The organism is Mesorhizobium sp. WSM4307 (assembly GCF_007003945.1).
Lineage (GTDB): Bacteria > Pseudomonadota > Alphaproteobacteria > Rhizobiales > Rhizobiaceae > Mesorhizobium.
This window is the reverse complement of the sequence record NZ_VFTB01000016.1, coordinates 126,524-151,921: the sequence shown is the minus strand read 5'-3', so window position 1 is coordinate 151,921 and position 25,398 is coordinate 126,524. Positions and strand designations below refer to the sequence as shown.

Here is a 25,398-nt window from a genome sequence, read left to right as displayed (position 1 = left end):
TACAAGGTCTATGACGCCGACGACACGGCTGCAACGGCCGCGACCGGCACGCTGACCGTGACAGTCGACGACGACATACCGGTTGCGAAAGTCGTGACGGCAACCCCCGTACTGGACGACGATGCACAGACGCTGTTTACCGGCAATCCGGGAGGGACGAGCGATGTCGCCGACGCGAAAGTCTTGTCGGGCGGCGCGGGGTCGCTGTTTACGGTGGGCGCGGACGGCCTGAAAGCACTCAGCTTTGCCGGCCCCAATGTAATGGCGATCTACAAGACCCCAAGCGGGCTCGCCGCACAGGAGGGAGTGCAATACGCTACGACGACGAATGCCGGGCACACGATTCTCACCGCGACCGGTGTGATCTCAGGCAGCACAGTGTTCGTGCTCGACGTTGCGCCAGACGGTTCCTACGCCTTCACTCTGTCGGAACCGCTGGTGCACCCCACCGTCGGCACGACGGAAGAGACCATGAATGTGACGATCGGCTTCACGGTCACGGATGGTGACTCCGATGCGGCAACCGGCTCGCTTACAGTGCAGGTGAACGACGACACACCGACCTTCACGCACATCACGAATGGTATCGTCGCCAATCAAGACAACAACGTTGTGGTTGGCACGCACAACCTTGCCTTCGGTGCCGATGGCGAGCAGTCGATCGAGATCACGCCGCTAACCAACATCAGCGGACTGACATATCTGCCTGTCGTCCACAATGCTGATGGCTCTGCGGATCTCATCGCGCAGGCAGGAGGATCGAATTTCTTCGATCTGAAGATCAATGCTGATGGAACCTATAAGTTTACTTTGATCGAATCTCGCCCCGTTGCCAATCAGACATTCGATTTCAGCGGCGTGTCTGGCGGTGCTAGTACCATACAGTTCACACTGGGAGATGCTACCTTCAAGGCGGTTGATACCAACAACAACGGCAGCATCGGCAGCACCGAAGAACTGAAGCCGACAAGCAATGGCTTTGGCGTCCAAAATGGAAACCTGGATGTGGGAGAGCAATTTCAGGTCAACTTCGCAACAGCAATCGACAAGCTAAACTTCTTCGTGGAGCATGAGGCCGCCGGTGCTTTCACGATGACCTGGACAACGAATACCGGGCAGTCGGGTACCGCCACGACCAGCGTGGACGGCTTGCTCACCATCGATCCGACAGGCGATTTCACTTCCATCACGTTCACTGTCACGGAAGGCAAAGCCAAATTCGACAATTTCGGCTATTCGAAGCTTATCCTGCCTTCAGACCAGACGTTCAATTTCTCCGTGTCAGGCGTGGACGGGGACGGCGATCATTCCGCCAGTCAAACGCTGTCGATCACCGCTCTGGGCGAACACCCGGCAGGCACTCCGATCAATGGGACGGCAGGCGACGATGCCATAACAGGGACGTCCGGTAGCGACACCATCAACGGCCTCGCGGGCGGGGACACGATGACCGGCGGAGCCGGCGCCGACACCTTCATCATCGGGACCGGCGAATCGACGCCCGTCATCGGCGGATCCGGCAATGCCGGCACGATCTCGGGCTATGACATCATAACGGACTTCGTCGCCGGGACCGACAAATTGACCCTGCCCGGTACGCTGGTGGCGGCCACTGCCGGCCTCGTCGACGGGGCAGGAGATTCCGTCCTGACGATCGGCGGAGATACGGTTGAGTCCCATTCGGTCACGAATGGCATCGCCAGTTTCTTCGGCACCGATGCCGGCGCCTCGCCCTTGGCGATCACCACAACATCTGGCGTGGCCGCGGCGGTCCAGTATCTCATGGGCACGGACATCGGCAATGCAGGGGCGACGCTCGCATTCACGGCAACGATCTCCGGGGTGAATCACACCTACGTCTATACCCAGACGACCGCCAGCGCCGGCGTCGGAGCGCTGGTCGATCTCCAGAGCGTCACCGTGGCGAACCTGAACACGTTGATCGGTGGATCGGTCGATCCCGTTATCCTCGACCTGAACCACAATGGCTTTACCTTCTCCGATGTCAGCCACGGTGTTCAGTTCGACATGAACGGCGACGGCACCAAGGAACAACTGGCCTGGAACACGTCGAAGGACGGCATGCTGGCGGTCGACCTCAACCACGACGGCAAGATCAATGACGGCACCGAGCTGTTCACGCCGAACTTCGGCGGCGGCCATTTCGCCAGCGGGGCTGCCGCACTGACTTCGCTCGACAGCAACCATGACGGCGTCATCGATCACAACGACGCGGCGTTCAGCAGCCTGCTGATCTGGAAGGACGCCAACGCCAACGGCACCAGCGACGCCGGAGAACTGTCAAGCCTCGCCGACAATGGTGTTGCCTCCATCAGCACCGCAGCGCATCCGGCTGTCGGCGAAATCGACGGGCAGGCCGTGACCGGCAACGGCACGTTCCAGATGACCGACGGCACGAGCGGCAATTATATCGAGGTGGAACTCGATACATCGCTGGTTGCCCCGGCGCAGCCATCGGTGGCCTCCGATGGTACCCGGACATTCGCTATCGGCTCGCTCGAAGTCGCCGATCTGATCGCCGACTTCCACGACGGCGCCAACGGCGACAAGATCGATCTCTCCTCGCTGCTGAAAGGTCTGGCCGGCGTCACCGATCTCGAAGCCGGCGGCTTTGTGGAGATCTCGCAGTCCTTGGCCAATGCGGCGAATGCCGAAGTCAAGGTCGACACGAATGGGGGTGGCGACAACTACCATACGGTCGCCGTCCTGGAGAACTATACGTTCCACAGTGCTGCGGAAGCGGTGAAAATACTCTACGATGACAGCCACGGCACCAAGACGGACGTGGCCTAAGGGGCGAAAGGGACGAGGTGGATGAGCATGAACAGAATTTTGCGTGTGGCTTTCGGGGCCGGGCTGCTGTCGATTGTTGCGACCGGGCTTGAAGCCGCGGACATCATCGAGGGACCTGTAGGCGACTATTGCCGCACCGTCGGCACGTCCAACCTGGTGTTGAACGACAATATCGTCGACCTAAAGCAGCAGGTGGTGAAGCTGATGGACGAATCGGTTGCGGTCGCCAAGAGCCCGGAATGGATCAACTCATCCCGGCCTGCCTTCGTCTGGGCTTCGGAAGCCAAGGTCGCCTGCGGCATGGCCTATGGCTATCTGAAGACGAACTACAAGGACGAAGACACGCTCAACAAATGCGAGTGTTTCCACGATCGCATGGTCGAGTACATGCACTGACCGGATGGGCCGCGCCTGTTGGCCATCATGACATCGGACGGATCAATTTCATGGGCGATCGCCGCAACGATCGCCCTGTCCAGCCTTGACCTGTCTGCCGCGCAGGCCGGCGCCAACCGGCTGGGCCGGTGCCGATTGCGTGCTGGGCGTGCTCGTACCCAGGCCACGACAGATGAAATGCTGCCGACCATCGCGCCGCCGGGCGCCTCAAGGCGCCGACTTCCGGCTTTCGCCGATTAAAGAACAGCAAGACGGCGCGGCAAGTCCGCCGTAACATGAATTGAGGACCAGACCGGGCAATATCCGGCGGCAGACGAGTGGAGCAATCATGGAAGCTGTCCGGCAGGGCCGCAGTCCGCGGATCTGGGCAATCGCCCTGGCGCTCACCATGCCGTTGTCGGGCTGCCAGTCGAAAGGCGGCGTTTCCGAAGTGCTCGATCCGGCCCCCGTCGCCGCGCCCGCGGGACAGAATGGCGCCGCCGGCGCCGCTCCGGCCCGGGCGAGCCAGTCGCTCGGCACCGGTTCGGCCAAAGTCACGATGCTGCTGCCCTTGTCCGCTCCCGGCCCGTCAGGGGAAACCGGGCGCAAGATGCTCGACGGCGCCAAGCTGGCGATGACGGATATCGGCAATGGGTTGCTGACGCTGACGATAGAAGACACGAAAGGCGACAGCGCGCAGGCCGGCAAATTGGCCGTGCAAGCCATCACGACGGGATCCAAGGTCGTCATCGGCCCGACCGAACTGCCGGCGGCCCAGCATATTGCCACGCTGTCCGGCTCGACGCGCCCCCCGGTTCTGGCGCTTGCCGACAATTTCGCCGGCAGCGCCGGGGTTTATGCCGTGCGCCTCAGCGAAGCCGACAGCGCCGCGGCGGGTGCCGCGGGGCTCGCCGCGAAAGGCCGCAAGAAGTTCGTGTTGCTTGTCGCGGAAGGCTCGAACGCCAGCGCCGTGGAGAAGCGGGTGGCGAACGGCCTCAGCATCTATGGCGCGACGCTCGCGGTCACCCTGCCCTATCCGGCCGGCGACGGGAGCAGCAAGGCTGTCGACCAGATGGGCTCACTCGTCGACGCTCCCGACGCTGTCATTATTGCCAGCGGCGATGCCAGCCCCGCGCCCGTCCTTGCCGCCCTGAAATCAAAGGGCATTCCGGGGAAAGCGGTTTCAATCGTCGGAACCGACCGTTGGCTGGAGCGCCCGATGGATCCACTGTTCGAGGGGGCATACATCGCCACGCTCGATCCAGGCGAAACCGGACCGATCGCCGACCGCTTCAGGACGACATACAACTACCCGGCCGACGTCAATGTGGCCTATGCCTATGATATGGTTGCCCTGACCGCAGGAATTGCCAGCGCGGTCGGACCCGACGGCTTCAGCAAACAGACCCTCGAAAACCCGAACGGGTTTCGCGGATCGACGGGTTTGTTCCGTTTTCGAGCTGACGGTTCCAGTCAAAGATCGATGCCATTCTATCGGATAGAAAAGGGTGCGCTCAAACTGGTTGCCAAATCGACGTCGGGCTTCTGACCGGCCGCCGGCGGGACCTTGCGTGAACGCCGCGCCGGCCTGATGGGCCGGCATGCCCGCCTGGTGATCGCGATCGGGGGCCTCGAGCTCATGCTCGGAATTGTCCTGATCATGCAGGCCGGAGCCTTGCTTTCTCTCGGCCGGCCTGCCCGTGCGCCTTCCCTGGAAATTGCCGGCAAGCAAGCAACCCCGACGGCCGCGGCCATTCCCGACGGACAGTTGCGGGAACCGGCGCGGCGTATTGCCGAGGGCCTTATCGCTCCCCCGCCGGTCGACGTGTCGGAAATCGAGCGGGTCGAAGCCCGGCCGTCGCTCGGAGAACTCGGCCTCGCCGTACGCCCCCCAGCACCCATGCCGCAGGACTGGCATGAAACCCTGCTCTACCGTCCGATTGCAACGTCGTCGGCGGTTTTCGAATCGATGGGGTGGAAGGTGGTCATCAGCGGGGCTCAGGACATCGGCGTGGACCAGACCTGTTCGGTTCGCGACGAGGTCTGGCCCTGCGGCCAGCGGGCCCGCTCGGCCTTCAATGCCTGGCTGCGGGGGCGCGCGCTGAACTGTTTCTTGCCGCCGGAAACCGAGCGTTTCGCCATCGCCGCGCCGTGCCGTCTGGGCAAGCAGGATGTCGGCGCCTGGCTGGTGTCCAACGGCTGGGCGATGGCGCTGCCCGGCGGTATCTATGGCAAGGCGGAAACAGTTGCCAGGAATGCCGGAATGGGTATCTTCGGACCGCCGCAATAGGCAGAGTTTGATCGTCAAAATGCAGGGTTTTTCGCAGACCGGCTTCGTCCCCGGTATGGAAAAACACCATTCGGCCTTTTTCCATCAAATTGTACAGTTCGGCGAAACCGAAATTACGGCAGGCAGGCCTTATACCAGCCGACCTGACAGGAGATTGGCCAATGACGAGACCGATGGCGACCACCACTGCCCAGCCCTGGAAGCAGGTCGCGTGGCTGACATTGCTGGGGACCGCCGGAAGCCTCGGCCTTTCCCTTGGCCTCAACTACCTCCTCCTGTTCAGCGACGCGCTGACGCCATTCGCCCGCAGCATGATCACCGCGGGACTGCTGCCGGTTATCATCGGCCTGCCGCTTTTCGCGCTGATCGGCTGGAACCGGGTCGAGATCCACCGCTACCGGCAGGAACTCAACAGGTCCGGGACGTATGACAGGCTGACGGGCTGCCTGAACGGGCCGGTTTTCACGTCGATGGTCGAGCGACGTGCAGCCAGGCGATCGGGGCCAGGACCGCGCTCGGGCGCCTTCCTGATCATCCACCCCGAACACCTTCGATCCATCAACATGCGCTTCGGCCTTGAATGGGGCGACGAGGCCTTGCGGCTCATCGTCTCGACCATCCAGTCGTCGGTGCGCGAGGAGGATCTGATCGGACGCATCGGGGCCTCGATGTTCGGGGTTTTCCTCGCTGGCGCGACCGAAGCGGAGGCCAAGGAGATCGGCGAGCGCATCCGCACCCGTATCGCGCAAGTCTATTTCGCGCCAAAAGGCACCGAGGATGTCCTCACCATCAAGGTCGGCGGCGTGATGCTGGAGAAGGAAATGGAGTTCTCGGACATGTTCCGGTCGGCCGAACAACACCTGTCCGACGCGCAGGATGAAGCCGGGTTCGAACTGACGCATCTCCACAGCTGACGACAGCCGGGGCGGCAAAGCGGGTCAATTCAGGGGAACTGGTGCTGCGAGAGAGGATTGAACTCTGAATACCTCTATATAAATCAATATCTTACGTCAATAGTTTGTAACATTGTGACGACCGACAAGATGACCCCAAAAGACACCTCCGGTGCCGTATTAAGGTCAGCACCCGCTGAAACCTTTACATCAGTCCATGCGCTATTAGTCGCGCAGCCGGCATCCGCCGCAGCGCTACCATTGCGACAACGCCAAGCAGCGGGCCAGGCGCGAGGATCAGGAAGCTCCAGCGCCAGCCGAAAACCTCCGCCACCGATGAAGTCAGGTGGATCGAGACAAAGGTGAGCGCGATGCCGACGCTCAACTGCAACGAGAGTGCCGTGCCGACATAGCGCGGGTCGCTCAATTCGGTGGTCATTGCGGAAAACTGCGCGGAATCGCCGATGACGGTCATCCCCCAGAGAATGGCGATGGCGATGAACAGCCAAAGCGGCCCGTCGAAGGCGAGGCCGATCGTCAGCGCGCAAAATCCCGAAAGCGTCATCATCATTGCTGCTGTTGCCGTGCGGCCGATGCGATCGGCGACAATCCCGCCCAGGATCGAGCCGATCCCGCCAGACGCGACGACAAGGAAGGCAAGCAGGGACGCCATCCTTGGGCCATCGGTGCCTAGGCCGGGGCTTCCCGCCCTGATATAGGCCAGCATCCAGCCCCACATGGCGTAGAGCTCCCACATGTGTCCGAGATAGCCGAGATTGGCGAGAGCCAGCGGGCGGTTCTGCAGGACCGCCCGGATATGGCGGCGGTCGAAGGTAGATTTGGCGAAGGGATAAGGGCCTTCACTGCCAAGACACAGGATCAGGATTGCGCCCGCCAATGCAGCGAGCGAGGTCGCGATGATGACATCCTGCCAGGAGACATCGGTCGCAAATGCGGACAGCAGATGCGGAAACGCCGATCCTAGCGTCAGCGCCGCGAGCAAGGCACCCAGTGCCACGCCGCGCCCGCGGCGGAACCAGGTCGAAACCAGTTTGAGCGCCGGTGGATAGACACCTGCCAGGGCCACGCCGGTGGCGAAGCGGGCAAGCAGCAGCAAGCCGACGGACGGGGTGACCAGCAGGCAGAGATTGGCAATCGCGGTGATCAGGGCACTGATGCCGATCACCTTGCGAAGCGAGACGATGTCCAGCAGGCCAGCAATGCTGGAGGCGAGCGCGCCAACCGCGAAGCCGACCTGCACGGCGCCTGTGATCCAGGCGCCTTGCGCCGGCGACAACCCCCAGACTTGCGTCAGCTGCGGCGCGATCGCGGTAGCCGAGAACCAGGCAGTCATGGGCAGGAAGGCGCCGGCGCAGATCACCGCCAGCATCGACCAGCGCCGGCCGGCGCCAATGCCGACCGGGTTCGTGGCTGCCATGGGTTCCATCTGGCGGTCTCAGACGGTGACGACGTTTTGCAACCGCTTCAGCAGCGGAAGCAGACCGGCCGGGTCGGGTCGGATTGTGTAGTCCGGGCTCACCTCCGCGTAGACGATGATGCCATCGCGCCTGATCACGAACCGCGCCGGCATCGGCAAGGTCCATGACGGGTCTTCGTTGATGGCAGGCAGATCGACGCCGAAGCTCTTGTAGAGCGCGATCAGATCGTCGGGCAGGCGGAAGCGCAGGCCAAAGGCGCTGGCGACCTCGCCGTTCGGATCGCTCAGCATCGGGAACGTTACCTGCTTGTCGCGCTTGGCCTTGCGACCGTTCGCCGGTGATTGTGGGGAGATGGAGACCAGTTGCGCGCCGGTGGCGTTGATTGCCGGCCAGGTTTCCTCCAGTGCGCCAAGTTCGATGTTGCAATAGGGGCACCAGACACCGCGGTAGAAGCTGAGCACCAGCGGACCGAGCGCCAGCAGGTCGGCCGACGAAACGAGGCCGCCGTCAGCCTCCATCAATGTGAAGGTCGGCGCGACAGCACCGACCCCCAAGGCGCGGGCGGCCTGACCGGAAGCGAGAAGCTCGGCGGTGGCGCGATGCATGATCTCGACCGCCTGTCTGGGCGCCTTCTTGCTCTCAAAGTCGGCCTTGAAGGCATCAAGCTTGTCTTGAAGCGACATGGAATTACTCCGAAGATTTCTCACCGCTCTCACAGCGGCGGAAACGTCCTCGCCTATTTCCCAAAACAGGGGTAGCCTGCCGGAAAGGATAGCAATCATTCGGAAAATGGATGGCTGACCGGCTCCAGGAACTTGAAGTGTTTGTTCGGGTGGCGGAGCGTGGCAACCTTTCACAGGTCGCCCGCGAAATCGGGCTGTCGCAGCCCTCAGTGTCGCGGATTCTGAACGATCTGGAGGGGCGCATCGGCGCCCGCCTCCTCGTCCGCACCAGCCGGAAGGTCGGGCTGACCGAGGCGGGGCATGGTTATCTTGGACAGGTCCGGCCGCTGCTTGCCGAGCTTGGGGCGGCGGCCGATACCGCGGCCGGGAATGAGGAGTTGCGCGGGCTGCTGCGCGTCGAGCTGTCCGTCACTTTCGCCGTGCGCGCGCTCATTCCGCGGCTGCCCGGCCTTCTTGCCGAGCATCCCAACCTCTCCATTGAACTTATGATGGACGATCGCAGGCGAAGCCTTGTCGAAGAAGGCGCCGATGTCGCGGTCAGGCTCGGTCTACTCGACAGCTCCAGCCTGATGGTGCGCAAGGTCGGGCAGACGCCGCGACTGCTCGTGGCCTCACCGGACTACATTGCACGGCGCGGTTTGCCGCAAAGCCCTGGCGATCTGGTTCAGCACGAGGTCATCTTCGGCCCCTCCGACAGCACCGGCGCTACTTTTCAAGAACTGATCGGCCCGGAGGCCAACTTTACTCTGCCGGAAAGCCCGCGCATCCGGGTATCGAGTTCAGCCGGCGTCACCGCCTGCGTGCTGGCCGGACTTGGCGTGGCCTTCGGTTCCGGCTGGATGTTCAATGCCGAACTCTCGGACGGCCGCCTTCGCCGGCTGCTGCCGGAGTTTCCGCTGCCGACCATCCCCATCCATGTCCTGTTCCCGGCCGGGCGCCAGCCGAGCAAACGGGCAAGAGGGTTTGCCGATTGGCTAAGCAGATCGCTCGGTTCGTCATGACTCTAGATTGTCAGAGTCTTGATTGTCTTGCCGTCGGCGGCCATTCGCACCATGGTGCAGGCTACTTTGCTGAAAACGACTTATTGCGTTAATCTTCGAATATGCACCATCGCTGATAGGCCATTTCGCTGAGGGGGCGAAAATTCATGGAGATGCAGCAGGTCCGCTATTTTCTGGCCCTGTCCAACACGCTTAATTTCACCCGAGCAGCGGAAGAGTGCAATGTCACGCAGCCGGCCCTGACGCGTGCCATCAAGACCCTGGAAGACGAGTTGGGCGGGGAGCTGCTTCGGCGCGAGCGCCAGCATTCCCACCTGACCGAGCTTGGCCGGCGCATGCTGCCCCTGCTACAACAATGTTACGATGCTGCCACCTCCGCAAAATCCCTCGCCAAGGCCGTGCAAAGCAGCGACGTAGCTTCTCTCAACGTCACCATTTCCAATAGCGTCAACATAGCACTGCTGGTTTCACCGTTCACCGAGCTTTTCCGGGCCTACCCCGGAGTGCATCTCAAGATTAGTCGCGGCTCGCCGACCGCTGTTATCGACGCCCTCAAGAACGGCGAGGTCGAACTGGCGGTTGCCGGTCCGCTGGGACAGGCGTGGGATCGGCTCGACGCATGGCCGCTTTTCCAGGAAGGGATCGAACTCGTCGTGAACTCCGATCACCCTCTTGCCCGCCGAAACGAGGCGGACGTCGCGCTGAGCCAGTTGGCCGCAGAGCCCGTGCTCAGTCGGATCGACTGGGAAACGAGCGAAGATCTGTCGCGCGGTCTCTCAGCCAGAGGAATTTCGCCTCGCACCGCACATGAGGTTGAAACCGATCAGGACCTGTTGGCGCTGCTGGAAGCCAATGCAGGCGTTGGCTTTGTCTCCACAACTGCACCCCGCTCGCCCAACGTCCGCCGACTCAAGCTGCGTGATCTGGATGTTTCGCGGATCGTCGCCGTCTACGCTGTCGCCGGTCGACATCGCTCACAGGTGGCCATGACGCTCCTCAACCTCCTGCGATCGACCGACTGGTCAACGTTTGGCGTCAGCGAGCCCGCCTGAGCGCCGCGATCAAGTCGTCGATGTCCATCCGCCGACGGTAGTCGGGATCGACGAACCGATCTGTGATGGTGCCATCAGTTCCAACGACGAAAGTAGCAGGGATCGGCAGGAACCAGCTGCTGTTGCCCTGATAGTTCGGCAGATCGAGGCCGAGGCCCATCAACCGCTCCATCTCGGCTCCCACCCAGATCGCGAGGTTGAGGGATAAAGCGTAGCCATTGTCCATGTCCGTCAGGAAAGGAAACTGAGCACCAACCGAGGCCTTCATTGCCTTTGCGAATTTGCGCCGCTCCGGCATGATCACCACGACCTGGCCGCGCAGCGTCGTAATCTCCTGTTGGGCTTCGACGATGCCGATCGCATTCAGGCGGCAATAGGGACACCAATGTCCGCGCTGAAACGTAATGACGGCCGGCCCGTGGCTAAGGATTTCAGATAGGCTCACGAGCCTGCCCTCGTCATCAGGCAGCAGGAATGCGGGCATGACATCGCCGGGGGCGGGAGCACTTGCACCAGCTCCCTGTTCCCTGAGGCGCGCCACGAGCCGGTCAACCGCGTCAGCGAACTCCGAGTTCAGTCTGCGCACTGCGCTCGCGATCACCGCCAGCCTCTCGTTGAGAGGTGCATCGAGTTCGATGGCAGCCTGGACGGACTGTTCAAATGTCATTGGCTGGTCGTCGGCGGCCATTTCTGCACTTTCGCAATTTCCATGCAGCCTAACATTGAAGCCCCACGGAGACGGCCATGTTTTTCTTGCATGGAGTCGATGCCCTGCGTGCATCGAAGCTATCCGGATTCATCTTCCGTTCGGTATTGCGGCTCGAATCGTTACAGCAGATTTCCTGACTTCCGAAGCGGAAGTCTGAAAGCGGCAGCCAGGCATCGCGTGTGGCTACTGTCACAGCCATCCCAGCACCACCGCCACCGAGGATCGCGACATCATATTTTTTCACCGTCCCGGCCTACCGAGATTCAATGCAATTTGACCCGCGGTTTGGTGCGGTGCGACAGGATACCCACGATCGTATCCCGCATGGTCTTGAAGGTCCCGTGCACCGCCTTGAGATGCATCTTGTAGAGCGAATGATACATCAGCCGGGCAAGCAAACCCTCGACCTTCAGTCCGCCCACCAGGCTGCCAAAGGTGCCGTAGTCGGCCAGTGAAACGAGAGAACCGTAGTCGCGGAAACGGAACGCCGGCGCCGCCTGCCCTTCGAGGCGTGCCGCGATCACCTTGACTATATGATCGGCCTGCTGATGGGCCGTCTGGGCGCGCGGCGGCAAGGGGCCCTCGCTGCCTGGCAATACACAACTCGCGCAGTCGCCGATCGCAAACACATTTTCGTCTGCCTTTGCCCGCAGCGTCTCATCCACGACCAAGCGGTTGATGCGATCGGTATCGAGGCCATCGAGCCTTTTCAGAAAATCTGGCGCCTTGATCCCGGCGGACCACACGACGAGTTCGGCCGGCACGAACAGCTTCTCTCCAAGCCTGATACCGTCTTCTGTCACTTCGGTGACCTTGATGCCGCATCGGATCTGAACGCCGAGATCTACAAGCCGGTGCGCAGAAGAGCGCGCAAGGTGTTCCGGCAAAGCCGGCAGGATGCGCGGTCCCGCCTCGACGATGGTGATGCGGATCAGCCTCTCGAAATCGATGTTGTCGAGATTGTGCGAGGCGATTTCCCGCATCGACTTGTGCAACTCGGCGGCCAGTTCAACGCCGGTGGCTCCGGCGCCAACGATGATGCAATGGAGCTGGCCCGGTGAGAGCTGCTCGTATTGCGCATTGGCACGCAGACAGGCGTCGACCATGCGCCTGTTAAAGCGGGTGGCCTGGCCTGCGGTATCGAGCGCGATAGCATGACGCGCCGCTCCTGGCGTGCCGAAATCGTTGCTGACGCTGCCCACGGCCAGCACCAGCGTGTCGTAGCCTAGCACGCGTGGCGGGATGATCTGTCTGCCATCGTCGTCGAAGCTCGGCGCCACAAAAACTTGGCGCTTGGCGCGGTCGATGCCGACGACTTCGCCGATCCGGAAGCGATAGTGGTGGGTGCTGGCATGTGCGATGTATTCCACCGCATCGTTCGACGGGTTCAACGTGCCCGACGCCACCTCGTGCAGAAGTGGCTTCCAGACATGTGTGCGGTTGCGATCGACAAGTGTTACGGAAAGCCGCCGCTTGCCGAATTTGCTGCCAAGCCGCGTTGCCAATTCGAGTCCGCCGGCACCACCGCCGACGATGACTACGCGATGCCGTGAACTGTCGGCGTGAGATGGCGTCTCCGGTAGCGTGCGGAAAAGCGCGGCATTGTTGGCAAGCACAGCTTCCGGAACCAGCCGCATCCCTGGAGTGACGATCTGCATCAATATTCTCCGTCTTTCTTCTCGGCGCCGCGATCGAACCGATCATTCTTGCGATTCGTGGATGACGATGCCCTGCAGCATGTCGACGTCGCATTCCCACGGCTTCTCCGAGAGGACGCGCCGGCCATGTTCGTATCCCGCCTGCCAGCGCGTGCGGATGCCGGCGCGCGTGAAGTCGATGTCCTTGGTGTGATCCTCGCCGTCCAGGCGTGGCGAAAGCAGCCGAACAAGGTGCATAACCGAAGGACAACCGTAGGAAGCAAGTTCCTTGAACATCGGATCCTCGCGCCGTTCCTCTGGAACCAGCTTTCCTATTTCGCGCACGACGTGCCGCAGACGATGCAGTTGCTCCTGACGGGCAACATGGCTCCGGCCGCGGCTGGCGTATTGAAGGTCCTTTTGCCGGCCCATGACCTGCCAGATCGATTTGGGCTCGGTGGCGCGAGGCTGCCACATGTTGACGGCAAAGATCAGCGAGTCGCGCCGCGGACGGGCGTCGAGCACGACCTCGATGGGCGTGTTCGAATAGATGCCGCCGTCCCAGTAAGGCTCGCCGTCGATACGGACCGCCGGAAAGGCCGGCGGCAAGGCGCCCGACGCCATGATGTGCGCTGCCGACAAGGTCATCTCTCGGGTGTCGAAGTATTTGAGTTCACTGGTGTTGACGTTGACTGCGCCGACCGTCAGGCGGGTATGGCGCCCGTTGAGATAATCGAAGTCGATCAGGTCATTCAGCGTCCTCTTGAGCGGATCGGTCGTGTAATAGGAGGCGTTCTCGACGCCCACTTCGCGGTTCACTCCGAACATGGCGCCTGGATTCGGTTCGAAGAATCCCGGTATCCCCCGCATGACGGTGCCCATATTGGCGAAGACATTGCTTGGCACCATCATTCGAAAAAACTCATCGAGAGGGCTGATACGGCTGACGCCTTCCCAGAACTCCTGAAGCCTCGCCAGCCGAACCGTTGGATCGTTCCCGGCAATCAAGGCCGCGTTGATAGCGCCGATCGAGGTGCCGATGACCCAATCCGGCTCGATCCCGCCTTCGACGAGCGCCTGGTAGACACCGGCCTGATAGGCACCCAGGGCGCCACCGCCTTGCAGCACCAACACCGTTTGCCGCTGAACGGAAGCATCGGCCGGATGGGTGACCTCCGGCAAAGGTTCGGCGATCGGAGGATTTCGGGTGATCCTGTTCATGGTTCTTGCTCCTCGTTGCCGGTTCAATGGGCCGTCCAGCCGCCTTCGATCGGGATGATGGCGCCGGTGATCGAGGCCGCATCGGTCGAGGCGAGGAACAGGCAGAGCGCCGCGACCTCGGCCACGGTGACGAACTGCTTGGTCGGCTGGGCCGCCAGGAGCACATCCTTGATCACCTGCTCCTCGGTGATACCGCGGGCCTTGGCCGTATCCGGTATCTGCTTTTCGACCAGCGGTGTGAGCACGTATCCCGGGCAAACCGCATTGACGGTGATGCCCTGTTCGGCGACCTCCAGCGCAACCGTCTTGGTCAGCCCGGCGATGCCATGCTTGGCGGCGACATAGGCGGATTTGTAGGGCGAGGCCACAAGGGCGTGGGCCGACGCAACGTTGATGATGCGGCCCCATTTGCGTTCTTTCATAGCCTGCAGCGCACGCCGGATCGTGTAGAAGGACGACATCAGATCGATCGCCACGACTGCTTCGAATTTCTCGATCGGAAAGTCGTCGATAGGCGCGACATGCTGGATGCCGGCATTGTTCACGAGGATGTCGACCGCGCCGAACTCGGCGATTGCCTTGTCCATCATCGCGGTGATTGCGCTGCCCTTGCTCATATCCGCACCGTCGTAGCGAACAGGCACCCCATGGTCCGCGGCAAGTCTTGCCCGCAGCAACTCAATCTCGCCGGGATCGCCGAAACCGTTTAAGACGATATTGCAGCCCTTCGCGGCGAAGGCTTCGGCAATGCCTTGCCCGATGCCGCTGGTCGAGCCTGTGATCAGTGCCGTCTTTCCTCTGAGCATCGTTGTTTCCTTCGATTGGAACCGCAGCCAAAATGGCCCGCAAAACGCTGCGAGCACGGGCCCTGGGCCCGGGTCTCGAGTTCTGGACCAAGTATGGCGGGCAGCTGGAGACAGCGGAAATGCCGTTGAGACATGGATTCGATAGCCGACGGTCAGATCGTCAACCTGTCGCCTGGGACATCATCACCAGATCGGGTTGTTTGACGTCGGGGCAACTAGTAAGATCACGCGGCAACGTGGGTCGTCCCGCATGCCAGCCGCTGGGGAGCTCGCAGTGGAGATCAGCCAGGTAAGATATTTCTTGGCCGTCGCCAAGGAACTGAATTTCACCAGGGCAGCAGAGCTGTGCAACGTTACGCAGCCGGCACTGTCACGCGCGATCAAGCTGCTCGAATACGAGTTCGGCGGCGCGCTTTTTCACCGCGAGCGACGCTTTACACATCTGACGGAACTTGGTCGCATGGTCGAGACCTATCTCGAAGGCGTTTTCGAGAACTCCCGGCAGGCAAAGGAGATCGCCGAGCAATATGTGCACCTTAAGAAAACGCCTCTCCGGGTCGGCATCATGAGCACGATAGCTCCGGATGAAATCATCGAACTCATCTCGTCCGTGCGCACACACCATCCCGGCGTTGAGCTTCATCTATGCGATGCCGATGCACCGAGCTTGCGACGACGGCTGCTCGGAGGCGACCTTGAGGCGGCTATTTACGCGCTGCCGTCAAATGTGCCCGATGAGGAAGTTCACTCCTTGCCGTTGTTTCAGGAACAGATGGTAATGGCTGTTCATCTCAACCATCGCTTGGCCAACCAGCCCAGCGTTCGGGTGACGGATATGAGCAATGAGACCTACATCCACCGCAACAATTGTGAATTTGCCGGTTATGCCGACGCCATTCTTTCCGAGCAGGGCGTCACGGTCAGTCCTGTTTACTGGAGCGATCGTGACGATTGGACGCTCGCGATGATCGCCGCCGGGCTTGGTTTCGGGTTCATGCCTGAGCATACCGCCAAGCACCCCGGAGTGGTGCCGTTGCCGATCACCGATCCGGAATTCTGGCGCGAGGTCAATCTCGTCACGGTGCGCGGCCGCAGGCATTCGCCGGCGGTTGGCGCGCTCGTGCGCGAGGCCACGCAGAAGAAGTGGTTCGGCGAGCGTGCAAAGGCGTTATCCGCCGCGGAATAGCCTCTGCGCGCAAACGTTCTTTCGCATGCCGGAGCGCGGGGTCTCCGGCACGTGTCCAGGCTCAGTTCTTCCTGATCGTCGAGGTCACGGACTGGATGACCTCGGTCGCCATCTTGAACTGCGGCGAGCGGTCGGTGATACCATGGCGCTTGGCGATCCAGTCGAAGTCGCTATAGGCGGCGTAAACCGCACCATCCGCTGTCTGGTAGACCAGCACGCGCACCGGCCAGTCGAGGCCGGCTTCCGGATTTGACGTGATGAAGGTCGTCCCAAGCGCCGGATTGCCAAACATCACCAGCCGCGACGGCCTGACATCGTTGCCGGCATTCTTGCCAAGTCTTGCTTGGTCGATGACGCCAAAGAACTTGATGCCCTTCTTGAGAACATCCCTCTTGATGCGCGCGACCGTCTCGCCGACGGAATAGTCACTCTTCACCGTCACAACGCCATCAGAAGCGGCGGCCGGGATGACGGCAGCTATCAGGATGGCGGCTCCGGCAATCATGGTTTTCAGGGAGTTGGTCATGTCAGTCTCCTTTGTTGGATAGCCATTTTCGGTTCTGGGTGTCACGTTTTTGAGGGTTGCAGCACGCGCGCCACTGCGATCGCACCCGCAAGGAAGGCGGCGAGCACGGCCACGCATGCGGTCCACCCGACTCGGTCGTAAATCTGTCCGATGACGAAGCTGCCAGCGAGCCCACCCGTGTAGTAGGAGGCCAGGTAGATGCCGCTCGCGGCGGTGCGATCACGCGAGGCGGTCCGGCTGACATGTCCGGTAGCTATCGCTTGCGCCAGGAAGGTTCCCATTGCGACCAACGCCATCCCTGCAAGGACGATCGGCAGGCTGGTCGTGAGCAACAGCAGCAGCCCGGCGATTGCCATCGCAAGCGTTGCACCGATGCCGATCCTCGGGCCGAGACCGGCCGTGACACGCCCGGCGAGTGGCGTGGTCAACATCGATGGCAGGAAAACGAAATAGATCAGTCCCAGTGCCATCGGCGACAGCGACAGCGGCGGGGCAACAAGCTGGAAATTCACATAAGTGAAGGTTCCTATGAAGACGAAGAGGATCAGGAAGCCGATCGCGAAACAAGCGCGCAGTTCGGCATTTTCCAGCGGGCCCTTCCAGGACGCACGGACAGTTTGACCGATCGTATCGGCGCGCGTCGTTGCGGAAGTCTTTTGCAGCGTGTGCCAGACGAGCGCCGCGCCAAATAGATTGAGGGCCGCGAAGGTCAGGAAGTTGGTGGAGATGCCGAACGTGTCGGCGACGGCGGCCGACATCAGGCGTCCGAAAAAGTTGCTGGCGACGTTGCCCGTCACATAGGCGGCAAGCGCACTCGTCGTCTGCCGCGCGGAGAAATGCTCGGCCAGGTAGGCCATCGTCAGCGTGAACGCGGTCGACATGCACAGGCCTTGCGCCACGCGCAAAAAGGCGAAGACGACGATGCTGTCTGTTTGCGAAAGCAGCGTCGTTGGGATGGCAAGGATGGCGAGGCTGATCCAGATGCCATTGCGGCGATCTATGCCGCGCCCGAACAGAGCGATGGCGATCCCGGCTACCGCCATGCCGAACGTGCTGGCATTGACGGCGAAGCCCATGGTCGCGCGGCTGACGCCGAATTTTATCACCAGTGAGGGCAGTATTGCTTGGGTGGCGAACAGATCGACAAGCGTAAGAAATGCGATCAACGCAACAAGGCCAAAACGCCAACTGTCGGCGGCCACCGTGTGCCGCGCCGTCTCTGTCTGTTCACTAGTTGTCATGACGGGGCTCCGTGGCCGGACGTCCCCAGGAGATCACCCCGAGGACGCGCTTTCGGTTGCTGATGTTGGAATCTGTTCGCCGCGCCGAGCGGCTCACATCATGTGGTCTTCGTGCATTGCCGGCGGCAGGACGTCGGCTGAATACAGCACCGCCGGCACCTTGCCGTTGTTCTTCCACCAGTGAGCGAGCTGGCCGAACTCGGCGGTCACGTCGCCTGCCGGATGCTCGATGCCGACCTTGCAGGTGCTGCGATATTCGGTGATCGAGCCTTCGACGACGATAATGTTGGCTGGGCGGACATTGTGCTCATGCCACGGCACGACGCCGCCCGGCTGCACGACGAGCTTGCGCAGGCGCAGCATATTGCCTTTCCAGGCCTCGCCCTTGCTGCTCAGATCGATCGCGGAGAGAACCGTGTCGACGACGCCGACCGGCTTGCTTGGATGTTCCTGGATGTCGGTCGTGGCGGCCTGGCCGGCTGGGCAGTCGCCGGCGAAGGCCGGAGCAGCGGAAAAGGCAGCAGTTGCTGAAAGCAGCCCGACCGCAAACGCGAGGTTGAGTTTCTTGATGGCCATCTTGTATTTCTCCTTTGTCGGTGCCCAAACGCGGGAGGCGGGGCATGACAGGGAGAGTGATCGGAGCCGCGAAGAAAGAGAAATGCTGACTGGCTTTCGATTCGATACCTGAAAACTATCGTGGACCATCACACCTGCATGTGAGGCACACGCGGCAAACCGCCTCGCGCGATCCTCTAATTCTTCGATTTTGCTTCAGGCAGCGGTCTTTTGGACCGCCTGGACAATCGCGCTCTCAGGCCAGCCATGCGCCTTGACGCTGTTTACGAAAGCCGATGCCGCAGGCGAGAACCTGCGGCCCGCAACGACAACCAGGGATACTTCCCGCCAGACCTCAGGATCAATGACGGGACGGACCTGCAACCCTGGAATCACCGCGCTGAATTCGGGGATGAAGCAGATGCCCAGTCCTCCGGACACCATATTCTGGATCCAGTCCTCGCGTTCGCTGGCGTAGGAGATCCTGAGCTTCACACCCCGATCCGTGCACAGGCCGGCGAGGTGATCGCGATACTCGCAATTGAGACGTCTGAGATAATTTTCGCCATCGAGTTCGGAGATGGCCACGTTGTCATTGCGAGCCAGCCGATGGCCGTTTGGAAAGGCGAGGACAAAGCGCTCGCGATAAAGCGGTGTGACGTCGAAGCGGTCCGGGAAGCTGTCGCTTGACGCCATGATGGCGACGTCGATCTCGCCCGACTCCAGAAGTTGGGAGAGCGATGCCGGCACGCCTTCGACCAGCTGCAGCTGGATGCCCTGCTGGCGTCTGTTGAAATCGGTCAGCAAGCCGGTGAAGCGACGCGGGCCGATGGTGCACATGACACCGACCTTGAGGTTGGCGTTTTCCAGGCACAGGAACCTCGATGCCTCCTGCCGCACTCCTGTCAGTTCGTCGAGTATCTGCTGAAAACGGGGGCGAAGAAGCACACCCAGATCGGTCAGGTGGGTCAAGCTTCGTTCACGACGAAACAGCAACCCTCCGACCTCCTCCTCGAGCTGCTGGATGGCGCGAGACAGCGCCGGCTGAGTGACGTTGCACTTTTCGCCTGCCCGCGTGAAGTTTCGTGTCTCGCACACGGCCAGGAAGTAGCGGATGTGGTGAATGTCCATGCCGATTTGTCCCGAGTTGCATACGAGGCTGTTCGTGCGTCGGAGACTGCAGCAAGGCTCGCTTTGGCGCCAATGCACTGCGGCTATAAAGTCGATAGCGGTCCGTCATGGCGCCCGTGACGGTGCGCGCGGCGGACAGCTTGTGTTGCTGACACGCTCCTCTTTGTGCTGAAGGCCCGCCGGCGACCGTCTTGGCCTCCGTTCCGAAGCGAGATCGCGGGATTCTCGCCAGCCTGGCAAAACCTTGCAGTGCGCAAAGGATTGCAGCCAATGCAATCTCCCTATGGAGTTCATGCCACCTTGGCATTTCGCTAATGGAGGATCATGCGGCAGTGTCTCCATCGAACGCCCTGCCTGGCGTTTCGGGAGGAGACCCAAGATGCAAATTCAGGCCACAACCGACGAAGCCTTCATTGCCGGTGCAAGACCCGCGATGGAAGACCGCCAGCTTATCGACATTACCCTGGCAAGCGAGGCGCACGGCGCATTTGTCTGGGGCGTTCTCGATCGCTTGCTGGATGAACCTCGCCTTTCCTTCCGCAGCATCACCGCGTCCGGTTTCGGAGGCATGGAAGCAGCGGTTCTTGCCTACGGACTTGCTTTGGGCGGCAGGCGTGGGGCAAAGACGGCGCTTACCAATTTCTGGCGGCGCGTCAGCCACGCATCGATGTCTGTGGCCGCGATAGCCAATCCATTGAAATCGATCCTGGAGCAGTCGATCGACATTGCCGAATTGCACAAAAATAGCTGCCAGTTGAAGCTCAACATCCTGGCTTCGAATGCCAGCACCGACACCGTGACGCTTTTCTCCGGCGACCAGTTGTCGATCGACGCGATCCTGGCGGGAGCGACAGTCCCATTCCTCTTTCCGGCCGTGGAAATCAACGGCGATACGTATTGGGGCGAAGGCGATTTTTCGGCATTGCCGCCGATGCAGCCGATCGAGGCTGGGCATTGGCTCATCGTCAGCGGCAAACCCTCCGGTTGCATGACACCTTGTGCGGCTTACCGCCCCGCCGCGAATGCCGTGAACCCAGCATCTGTCCTCTTCGACAGTCATCACAGAACAAGCGCTGCCCTGTTTACCAGGCCTTGGACCGACTGGGGCGAATTGACCGACATGCGTGACCGCGGACGGCAGCGAGCCGAGGACTGGCTTCTCGCCGACCACTCGACCTCAAGTGAAAGCTCGGTCGTCGACAGCAAAAATCGATACGTCTAGGCGCCTCCCTCCGCCTGGCCGTGCCTGCTTCGCCCGCTCACGAACGCAGGCGCCAAGCCCTCCGGTTCCCCGCCGGAGGGCTTTTGCTTGGCAGGGGCTTCAACATAGTGACCGCGTATCAATTCCATGCCGAGACAGCATTTCAGCTCGGCTGCCGGATCAGGGACACTGCTTGCAGACAGGCCGCAAGGTCGGTCTTTCCCTCGAAACGCAACCAGGAGACACGTCTGTGATCAACACCAAGACCCTCATCGGATCGGCCCTCGCGGCAGCCACTTCGCTTGCTACAACTGCAGCCTATAGCGGCCCGGCTGCCAAGCCCGCCTTCGCCTTCGAAAAGTGCTACGGCGTCGTCAAGGCTGGCCAGAACGACTGCCAGACCGCGACGCATTCCTGCGCCGGCACCTCGACCGCCGACAACCAGCCGGATTCGTGGCTCTACGTGCCGGCCGGCAGCTGCGCGAAGATCGCTGGCGGCAGCGACAAGCCAAAGGCCTGACCGATCAGACTTCGAGCCAACCCCCTTGGAAGGAGCAGACCGATGTCCCGTGCATTTCAGCGCCTCTCGATCCCCCCATCAGCGGGCATCGGTCTTCGCTCACCCCACATCAGCGAGATGCTGATCCGCAGACCCTCCGCTGGCTGGCTCGAAGTGCATGCCGAGAACTACATGGGCCACGGCGCCGGCGTCGAGGCGTTGGACCGACTGCGCCAGATCTATCCGCTATCGGTTCATGGCGTTGGCCTCTCGCTGGGCAGCGCGCGAGGGGTGGACCGCGATCATCTGGAAAGGCTGCGCAAGGTCTGCGAGCGCTTCCAGCCCGATCTCGTCTCGGAACATCTGGCCTGGAGCGTGGCCGACGGCGCCTACCTGAACGACCTGTTGCCGCTGCGCTATGACGAAGAGGCGCTGGCGATCGTGGCGCGCAATGTCGAGACTGTCCAGGGCGCTCTGGGGCGGCAGGTGCTGATCGAAAACCTGTCCGCCTATGTCGCGTTTGCAGACTCCTCCATGAATGAAGCTGAATTTCTGGCCGAACTGGTGGCGCAAACGGGCTGCGGCCTGCTGCTGGATGTCAACAATGTCCAGGTTTCGGCGCACAACCTCCAATATGATGCAAAAGCCTTCATCGATGCGCTGCCAGTAGAGGCTATCCGTGAGATCCATCTTGCCGGACATGCGACCAATCACGTCGGGGCCGACACCGTCCTCATCGACGATCATGGCTCGCGCGTGCCACCGGTTGTCTGGACGCTCTACCAGCATGCCATAAGTCGGCTTGGACCGCGCCCTACCCTGATCGAATGGGACACTGATGTTCCTGTTCTCGATGTGCTGCTCGGCGAAGCGATGTGGGCCGACATGCTTTCCGCTTCGATCATGTTCAACCGCAAGCAGGCCGCAAGGCAGGCCGTCCCGACCATGGTCCTGCCAGTGTCCAGCCTGCCAACTTTCGAAAGCACGCGAACCAGCATGCCTGTGCTTGCGGCATTTGCCGCCGCCAGAACAAGACCGGCGATGCCCGTCGCCTTGCCGACAATCGGGGGAGGATATCATGCTGCCGCTTGAACATCTGCAGACCATCGTGGCGCGCTCGGTGCTGGCCATGGAGCCTCTGATCGACGCAAAAATGCTCACCGCCGGCAAGGCCGACCCAATGGCTCGCCTGCGCATCTACCAGAACAACACACGCAGTTCTTTGACTGCCGTGCTGATGGCGGTGTTCCCCGTTACGGCCCGCCTCGTCGACGAACGTTTCTTCCGCTTCATGGCGAGCGAGTTCATTCGACGGCATCCGCCGGTGGAGTCACGCCTGGCGCGATATGGCGCGGGCTTCCCTCGCTTCCTGAAGACCATCGACACCCTGTCCGACATGCCGATCGTCGCCGAAACGGCGCGGCTCGAATGGGCCATTGCCGAAGCGCTCGATACAGCTTCGCTGTCGGCCCGCAGTCTCTCAGAATACGACAGCACCGACCTTGGCCTGTCGCCGGATATCCTGCTCCAGCCCTCACTGCGACTGATCGTCTCGCACTGGTCGATCCTATCGGTATGGATGGAGCATCAAAAGGAGACGGCGGCCGATGAAAAAATCACCTGGACAAGGCGCCCCGAACGCGTGGCGCTGTGGCGATCGGGGAACTACGTGCGGCTTTTTCTGCTCGACCGCGCGAGCTTCGCCTTCTGGCATTCGCTGAAGCACGGCTTCGGCCTTGAGCATGCCGCTGGTCGCGCCTTGGCGCTCGACCCGGCCTTCGACCTGGTTTCAGCGCTTGTGCGTCTTTTCCGCGACAGGCTCGTCACCGACGTGCGCGTCCCGGTGCTCCCCCTCTCAAACTGAAGGACACGATCATGACTGCGATACCGGAATATTCCACCCCTCGCCCTGCCGGCCTTGTTGGTCTTTACCGACGAGTGATCAAGTTGCCGGAGCATGTCCCATTTTCACTGGTCCAGCTCGCAGCTCGAGTCGCGATTGCGCATGTCTTCTGGCAGTCTGCACAATCGAAGCTGGCGTCCTGGCCGGTGACGCTGCAGCTGTTCGCCAGCGAATACAATCTACCCCTCATCGATCCGTCGATCGCGGCGCCGCTGGCGACAACGGCAGAGATCACCGGGGCGGTGCTGCTTTTCCTGGGGCTGTTCTCGCGTCTCGGCGCGCTGATGCTGCTCGGCGTTGTTTCAGTGATCGAGATCTTCGTGTTCCCGGAGAACTGGGCCGAGCATCTGCTGTGGGCCTCGCTTTTGCTGCTCGTTCTAACACGGGGCGCCGGCGTCCTTTCGCTCGACTACGTCGCAGAGCGGACCTTTTCAGCGTCTAGAAAATGACTGAGAAAGCACGGTGCGCATCCGAGGCTCGCCGACTTCCAGACACCTATGTCCTGAAATCCATGTGAATTAGGGCCCGTGCAGAAGACAACCTCGACCATCAATGGCGGGTGGCCATCACTCATGCTTTGGCGGCGCGAGGGCTTTTCGCAAACGCGGGGCTACGAAATCAAGAAAGAATCGCATCTTGAGTGGCAAAAGCCCCTGGCCTGCATGGACGAGGCTGACCGCCATGGGTTCCGGTTCGAACTGTTCAAGAACGGCCACCAACTTTCCTTGCGCGATCGCCTTTGCCGCCTGATAGGAGAGCACCCTGGTGACGCCTACACCTGCCACGGCCGCGTCGACTGCGGCTTCAGCCGTATTCACTGAAAGGCGTGAGCGAATAGCTACGGTCTGCTCGACATTCGAGCCTGGCGTGGCAAAACTCCAGGATGTGGCGGACGCCAGAACATCGAAGGTGACGCAAGAAACTCCAGCAAGATCGGCCGGCGCCTTTGGCACGCCATGGTCACCCAAATAGGCCGGACTGCCGCAGACAACGCGACGCACGGATCCTACCCGCGTAGCCACCATGCTGCTGTCTGGCAAAGGGCCAATCCGCACAGCCATGTCGACATGATCGTCGACGAGATTCACATTGCGGTCTGACAACAACAACCGGACATTGATGTCCGGAAAGTGCGACAAGAAATCATTTATCGCCGGCAGCACATGCAGTCGTCCGAATACGACCGGAGCCGTAATGATCAGATCGCCCTTTGGCGCGTTGTATTCACCAGATGCGGTTCTCTCCGCCTCGCTCACCTGCTCCAGAATTCTCTTGCAGGCGGCGACATAGGCGGCTCCGCTGTCGGTCAAGATGAGCCGGCGTGTCGATCGGACGAGCAATCGGGTGTGCAAATAGGCCTCCAACTCCGCAACTTTGCGACTGATCGTTGGAAGGGGTGTTCCAAGTTTGCGCCCTGCAGCGGAGAGACTGCCGGTTTCGGCCGCGGCGATCAGAATTGACATGGCTTCGAGGCGGTCCATGCGCAAGCCCTTCCACATATTGAGAGGCCATATCTCCAAGTTATCCAATACTCTCGTCTTCTGGAAGATAATAGGTAGCACCTGTCGCACCGACATCATCGAACAGGAGAGCTATGAAATGTCGCGCATTGCCATCCCGACCCGTGAAGCAACCCCGACCGCCTCGCAACCCATTCTAGACGCCGTGAACAAGCAGCTTGGCGTCGTTCCCGGCCTTTTCCGCCTCGTATCCATAAGCCCTGTCGCTCTGGCGGGCATGACCAGCCTGTCCGGCGCGCTCGCCAGAGCACTGGACGTGAAAACCCGCGAGCGCATTGCATTGGCCGTTGCCCAGGTGAACGGCTGCGACTACTGCCTGTCCGCTCATACCTATCTCGGCCTTAACCTGGCAAGGATCTTAACCGCAAGGGCAAATCGAGCGATTCGACGGCTGACGCCGCGGTGCGTTTCGCTGCCAGGGTGGCGGAGACCCGCGGCAAGGTAACGGACGCCGACATTGCGGCCGTGAAATCGGCAGGTTTTACCGAGGCTCAAGTCATCGAGATCGTCGCCATCGTAGCCGAGAACTTCCTGACCAATCTCATCAACAATGTCGCCGAGACCGATATCGACTTTCCCGTCGTTCTCGCCGCCGAAGCCGCCTGACCGACCCCGCTCCCACATTACGCCCGGTCCGCCGGCTAAGGTGGGCAGGGCGATTTCGGTGGTCTCGTCGAGGCTCCCGCAGCGGCGGTAACGATGCCGTGAGGCTGTAA

25 protein-coding genes and 1 pseudogene are annotated in these 25,398 nt (G+C 61.4%); 14 read left to right on the top strand and 12 right to left on the bottom strand.

The annotated features are described in order from the left end of the window. From FJV83_RS31865 to FJV83_RS31845, 5 genes are all read left to right on the top strand, one after another. Positions 1–2,814 (top strand): type I secretion C-terminal target domain-containing protein (locus FJV83_RS31865; RefSeq protein WP_142887468.1); only part of this gene is annotated, 2,814 nt, incomplete at its 5' end. A gap of 27 nt (positions 2,815–2,841) precedes the next feature. Beyond that, the gene (locus FJV83_RS31860; protein WP_245318312.1) at positions 2,842–3,210 is read left to right on the top strand and encodes a hypothetical protein; all 369 of its coding nucleotides are present in this window, start codon (positions 2,842–2,844) and stop codon (positions 3,208–3,210) included. A gap of 328 nt (positions 3,211–3,538) precedes the next feature. Then, complete coding sequence (locus tag FJV83_RS31855; protein ID WP_142887325.1) at positions 3,539–4,738, top strand: ABC transporter substrate-binding protein; 1,200 nt, start codon at positions 3,539–3,541, stop codon at positions 4,736–4,738. An 18-nt stretch (positions 4,739–4,756) separates the two neighbouring features. After that, the gene (locus FJV83_RS31850; protein ID WP_246691947.1) at positions 4,757–5,479 is read left to right on the top strand and encodes a thermonuclease family protein; all 723 of its coding nucleotides are present in this window, start codon (positions 4,757–4,759) and stop codon (positions 5,477–5,479) included. 161 nt (positions 5,480–5,640) lie between these two features. After that, positions 5,641–6,393 (top strand): GGDEF domain-containing protein, encoded by a 753-nt coding sequence (locus FJV83_RS31845; protein ID WP_245318310.1) that lies wholly within the window; start codon positions 5,641–5,643, stop codon positions 6,391–6,393. Positions 6,394–6,577: 184 nt separating this feature from the next. Here FJV83_RS31845 and FJV83_RS31840 read toward each other — a convergent pair whose 3' ends face one another. Next, complete coding sequence (locus tag FJV83_RS31840; RefSeq protein WP_095789803.1) at positions 6,578–7,810, bottom strand: MFS transporter; 1,233 nt, start codon at positions 7,808–7,810, stop codon at positions 6,578–6,580. Positions 7,811–7,828: 18 nt separating this feature from the next. Beyond that, the gene (locus FJV83_RS31835; protein WP_095775307.1) at positions 7,829–8,494 is read right to left on the bottom strand and encodes a peroxiredoxin-like family protein; all 666 of its coding nucleotides are present in this window, start codon (positions 8,492–8,494) and stop codon (positions 7,829–7,831) included. Between the two features lie 110 nt (positions 8,495–8,604). Here FJV83_RS31835 and FJV83_RS31830 point away from each other — a divergent pair, with 110 nt between their 5' ends. Further along, on the top strand, positions 8,605–9,495 hold the full coding sequence (locus tag FJV83_RS31830) for a LysR family transcriptional regulator (protein WP_095775306.1): 891 nt from the start codon (positions 8,605–8,607) through the stop codon (positions 9,493–9,495). Between the two features lie 146 nt (positions 9,496–9,641). Continuing rightward, a complete protein-coding gene (locus FJV83_RS31825; RefSeq protein WP_095775305.1) occupies positions 9,642–10,547 on the top strand; it encodes a LysR family transcriptional regulator in 906 nt (301 codons plus the stop codon). On the opposite strand, the gene FJV83_RS31820 is transcribed toward FJV83_RS31825, so the two are convergent. The 5 genes from FJV83_RS31820 to FJV83_RS31800 are packed head-to-tail and all read right to left on the bottom strand — an operon-like array spanning position 10,531 to position 14,920. Continuing rightward, entirely contained in the window at positions 10,531–11,235 is a 705-nt protein-coding gene (locus tag FJV83_RS31820; RefSeq protein WP_095775304.1) for a peroxiredoxin-like family protein, read from the bottom strand. The genes FJV83_RS31825 and FJV83_RS31820 overlap by 17 nt on opposite strands. A 28-nt stretch (positions 11,236–11,263) precedes the next feature. Continuing rightward, positions 11,264–11,500, bottom strand: coding sequence for a hypothetical protein (locus FJV83_RS31815; protein ID WP_142877456.1), 237 nt, complete (start codon positions 11,498–11,500; stop codon positions 11,264–11,266). Positions 11,501–11,519: 19 nt separating this feature from the next. Then, positions 11,520–12,914 (bottom strand): NAD(P)/FAD-dependent oxidoreductase, encoded by a 1,395-nt coding sequence (locus FJV83_RS31810; protein ID WP_142887324.1) that lies wholly within the window; start codon positions 12,912–12,914, stop codon positions 11,520–11,522. A gap of 42 nt (positions 12,915–12,956) precedes the next feature. After that, entirely contained in the window at positions 12,957–14,114 is a 1,158-nt protein-coding gene (locus FJV83_RS31805) for a patatin-like phospholipase family protein (RefSeq protein WP_095789750.1), read from the bottom strand. Positions 14,115–14,137: 23 nt separating this feature from the next. After that, positions 14,138–14,920 (bottom strand): 3-hydroxybutyrate dehydrogenase, encoded by a 783-nt coding sequence (locus FJV83_RS31800; protein WP_142887323.1) that lies wholly within the window; start codon positions 14,918–14,920, stop codon positions 14,138–14,140. A 274-nt stretch (positions 14,921–15,194) separates the two neighbouring features. On the opposite strand from FJV83_RS31800, the gene FJV83_RS31795 reads away from it, so the two are divergent. Continuing rightward, complete coding sequence (locus FJV83_RS31795) at positions 15,195–16,106, top strand: LysR family transcriptional regulator (protein ID WP_095775300.1); 912 nt, start codon at positions 15,195–15,197, stop codon at positions 16,104–16,106. A 61-nt stretch (positions 16,107–16,167) separates the two neighbouring features. Here the strand turns inward: FJV83_RS31795 and FJV83_RS31790 are convergent, their stop codons facing one another. The 4 genes from FJV83_RS31790 to FJV83_RS31775 all read right to left on the bottom strand — a co-directional run bounded on the left by FJV83_RS31790 (position 16,168) and on the right by FJV83_RS31775 (position 19,559). Beyond that, a complete protein-coding gene (locus FJV83_RS31790; protein ID WP_095793794.1) occupies positions 16,168–16,632 on the bottom strand; it encodes a DUF302 domain-containing protein in 465 nt (154 codons plus the stop codon). A 41-nt stretch (positions 16,633–16,673) separates the two neighbouring features. Then, positions 16,674–17,873 (bottom strand): MFS transporter, encoded by a 1,200-nt coding sequence (locus FJV83_RS31785; protein WP_142887322.1) that lies wholly within the window; start codon positions 17,871–17,873, stop codon positions 16,674–16,676. Between the two features lie 93 nt (positions 17,874–17,966). Further along, the gene (locus FJV83_RS31780) at positions 17,967–18,449 is read right to left on the bottom strand and encodes a cupin (RefSeq protein ID WP_095775297.1); all 483 of its coding nucleotides are present in this window, start codon (positions 18,447–18,449) and stop codon (positions 17,967–17,969) included. Between the two features lie 195 nt (positions 18,450–18,644). After that, positions 18,645–19,559 (bottom strand): LysR family transcriptional regulator, encoded by a 915-nt coding sequence (locus FJV83_RS31775; protein ID WP_095789754.1) that lies wholly within the window; start codon positions 19,557–19,559, stop codon positions 18,645–18,647. 379 nt (positions 19,560–19,938) lie between these two features. On the opposite strand from FJV83_RS31775, the gene FJV83_RS31770 reads away from it, so the two are divergent. The 5 genes from FJV83_RS31770 to FJV83_RS31750 all read left to right on the top strand — a co-directional run bounded on the left by FJV83_RS31770 (position 19,939) and on the right by FJV83_RS31750 (position 23,611). After that, the gene (locus FJV83_RS31770; protein WP_142887321.1) at positions 19,939–20,781 is read left to right on the top strand and encodes a hypothetical protein; all 843 of its coding nucleotides are present in this window, start codon (positions 19,939–19,941) and stop codon (positions 20,779–20,781) included. 229 nt (positions 20,782–21,010) lie between these two features. Further along, a complete protein-coding gene (locus FJV83_RS31765; RefSeq protein ID WP_095775294.1) occupies positions 21,011–21,280 on the top strand; it encodes a DUF2282 domain-containing protein in 270 nt (89 codons plus the stop codon). 42 nt (positions 21,281–21,322) lie between these two features. Next, positions 21,323–22,351, top strand: a complete 1,029-nt coding sequence (locus FJV83_RS31760; protein ID WP_095775293.1) for a DUF692 domain-containing protein — start codon at positions 21,323–21,325, stop codon at positions 22,349–22,351. Next, positions 22,338–23,123: a DNA-binding domain-containing protein gene (locus FJV83_RS31755; RefSeq protein ID WP_095793798.1), complete on the top strand. Its 786-nt coding sequence runs from the start codon at positions 22,338–22,340 to the stop codon at positions 23,121–23,123. The genes FJV83_RS31760 and FJV83_RS31755 overlap by 14 nt, the downstream gene beginning before the upstream one ends. A gap of 11 nt (positions 23,124–23,134) precedes the next feature. Further along, the gene (locus FJV83_RS31750; protein ID WP_095775291.1) at positions 23,135–23,611 is read left to right on the top strand and encodes a DoxX family protein; all 477 of its coding nucleotides are present in this window, start codon (positions 23,135–23,137) and stop codon (positions 23,609–23,611) included. Between the two features lie 117 nt (positions 23,612–23,728). On the opposite strand, the gene FJV83_RS31745 is transcribed toward FJV83_RS31750, so the two are convergent. Further along, positions 23,729–24,643 carry a LysR family transcriptional regulator gene (locus FJV83_RS31745; RefSeq protein WP_095793843.1) on the bottom strand — a complete coding sequence of 305 codons (915 nt, stop codon included), beginning with the start codon at positions 24,641–24,643 and terminating at the stop codon, positions 23,729–23,731. A gap of 118 nt (positions 24,644–24,761) precedes the next feature. Here FJV83_RS31745 and FJV83_RS31740 point away from each other — a divergent pair. Then, positions 24,762–25,288, top strand: a pseudogene (locus tag FJV83_RS31740) (carboxymuconolactone decarboxylase family protein). The last annotated feature ends 110 nt before the right edge of the window (positions 25,289–25,398 follow it).

Excerpts from the sequence above, each read along its gene's own strand:
- FJV83_RS31785 (WP_142887322.1), bottom strand. The coding sequence starts at position 17,873 with ATGACAACTAGTGAACAGACAGAGACGGCGCGGCACACGGTGGCCGCC.
- FJV83_RS31805 (WP_095789750.1), bottom strand. The coding sequence starts at position 14,114 with ATGAACAGGATCACCCGAAATCCTCCGATCGCCGAACCTTTGCCGGAG.
- FJV83_RS31820 (WP_095775304.1), bottom strand. The coding sequence starts at position 11,235 with ATGGCCGCCGACGACCAGCCAATGACATTTGAACAGTCCGTCCAGGCT.
- FJV83_RS31755 (WP_095793798.1), top strand. The coding sequence starts at position 22,338 with ATGCTGCCGCTTGAACATCTGCAGACCATCGTGGCGCGCTCGGTGCTG.
- FJV83_RS31835 (WP_095775307.1), bottom strand. The coding sequence starts at position 8,494 with ATGTCGCTTCAAGACAAGCTTGATGCCTTCAAGGCCGACTTTGAGAGC.
- FJV83_RS31825 (WP_095775305.1), top strand. The coding sequence starts at position 9,642 with ATGGAGATGCAGCAGGTCCGCTATTTTCTGGCCCTGTCCAACACGCTT.
- FJV83_RS31810 (WP_142887324.1), bottom strand. The coding sequence starts at position 12,914 with ATGCAGATCGTCACTCCAGGGATGCGGCTGGTTCCGGAAGCTGTGCTT.
- FJV83_RS31800 (WP_142887323.1), bottom strand. The coding sequence starts at position 14,920 with ATGCTCAGAGGAAAGACGGCACTGATCACAGGCTCGACCAGCGGCATC.
- FJV83_RS31860 (WP_245318312.1), top strand. The coding sequence starts at position 2,842 with ATGAACAGAATTTTGCGTGTGGCTTTCGGGGCCGGGCTGCTGTCGATT.
- FJV83_RS31770 (WP_142887321.1), top strand. The coding sequence starts at position 19,939 with ATGCAAATTCAGGCCACAACCGACGAAGCCTTCATTGCCGGTGCAAGA.
- FJV83_RS31790 (WP_095793794.1), bottom strand. The coding sequence starts at position 16,632 with ATGACCAACTCCCTGAAAACCATGATTGCCGGAGCCGCCATCCTGATA.
- FJV83_RS31780 (WP_095775297.1), bottom strand. The coding sequence starts at position 18,449 with ATGGCCATCAAGAAACTCAACCTCGCGTTTGCGGTCGGGCTGCTTTCA.
- FJV83_RS31745 (WP_095793843.1), bottom strand. The coding sequence starts at position 24,643 with ATGGACCGCCTCGAAGCCATGTCAATTCTGATCGCCGCGGCCGAAACC.
- FJV83_RS31750 (WP_095775291.1), top strand. The coding sequence starts at position 23,135 with ATGACTGCGATACCGGAATATTCCACCCCTCGCCCTGCCGGCCTTGTT.
- FJV83_RS31775 (WP_095789754.1), bottom strand. The coding sequence starts at position 19,559 with ATGGACATTCACCACATCCGCTACTTCCTGGCCGTGTGCGAGACACGA.
- FJV83_RS31840 (WP_095789803.1), bottom strand. The coding sequence starts at position 7,810 with ATGGCAGCCACGAACCCGGTCGGCATTGGCGCCGGCCGGCGCTGGTCG.
- FJV83_RS31830 (WP_095775306.1), top strand. The coding sequence starts at position 8,605 with ATGGCTGACCGGCTCCAGGAACTTGAAGTGTTTGTTCGGGTGGCGGAG.
- FJV83_RS31760 (WP_095775293.1), top strand. The coding sequence starts at position 21,323 with ATGTCCCGTGCATTTCAGCGCCTCTCGATCCCCCCATCAGCGGGCATC.
- FJV83_RS31845 (WP_245318310.1), top strand. The coding sequence starts at position 5,641 with ATGACGAGACCGATGGCGACCACCACTGCCCAGCCCTGGAAGCAGGTC.
- FJV83_RS31855 (WP_142887325.1), top strand. The coding sequence starts at position 3,539 with ATGGAAGCTGTCCGGCAGGGCCGCAGTCCGCGGATCTGGGCAATCGCC.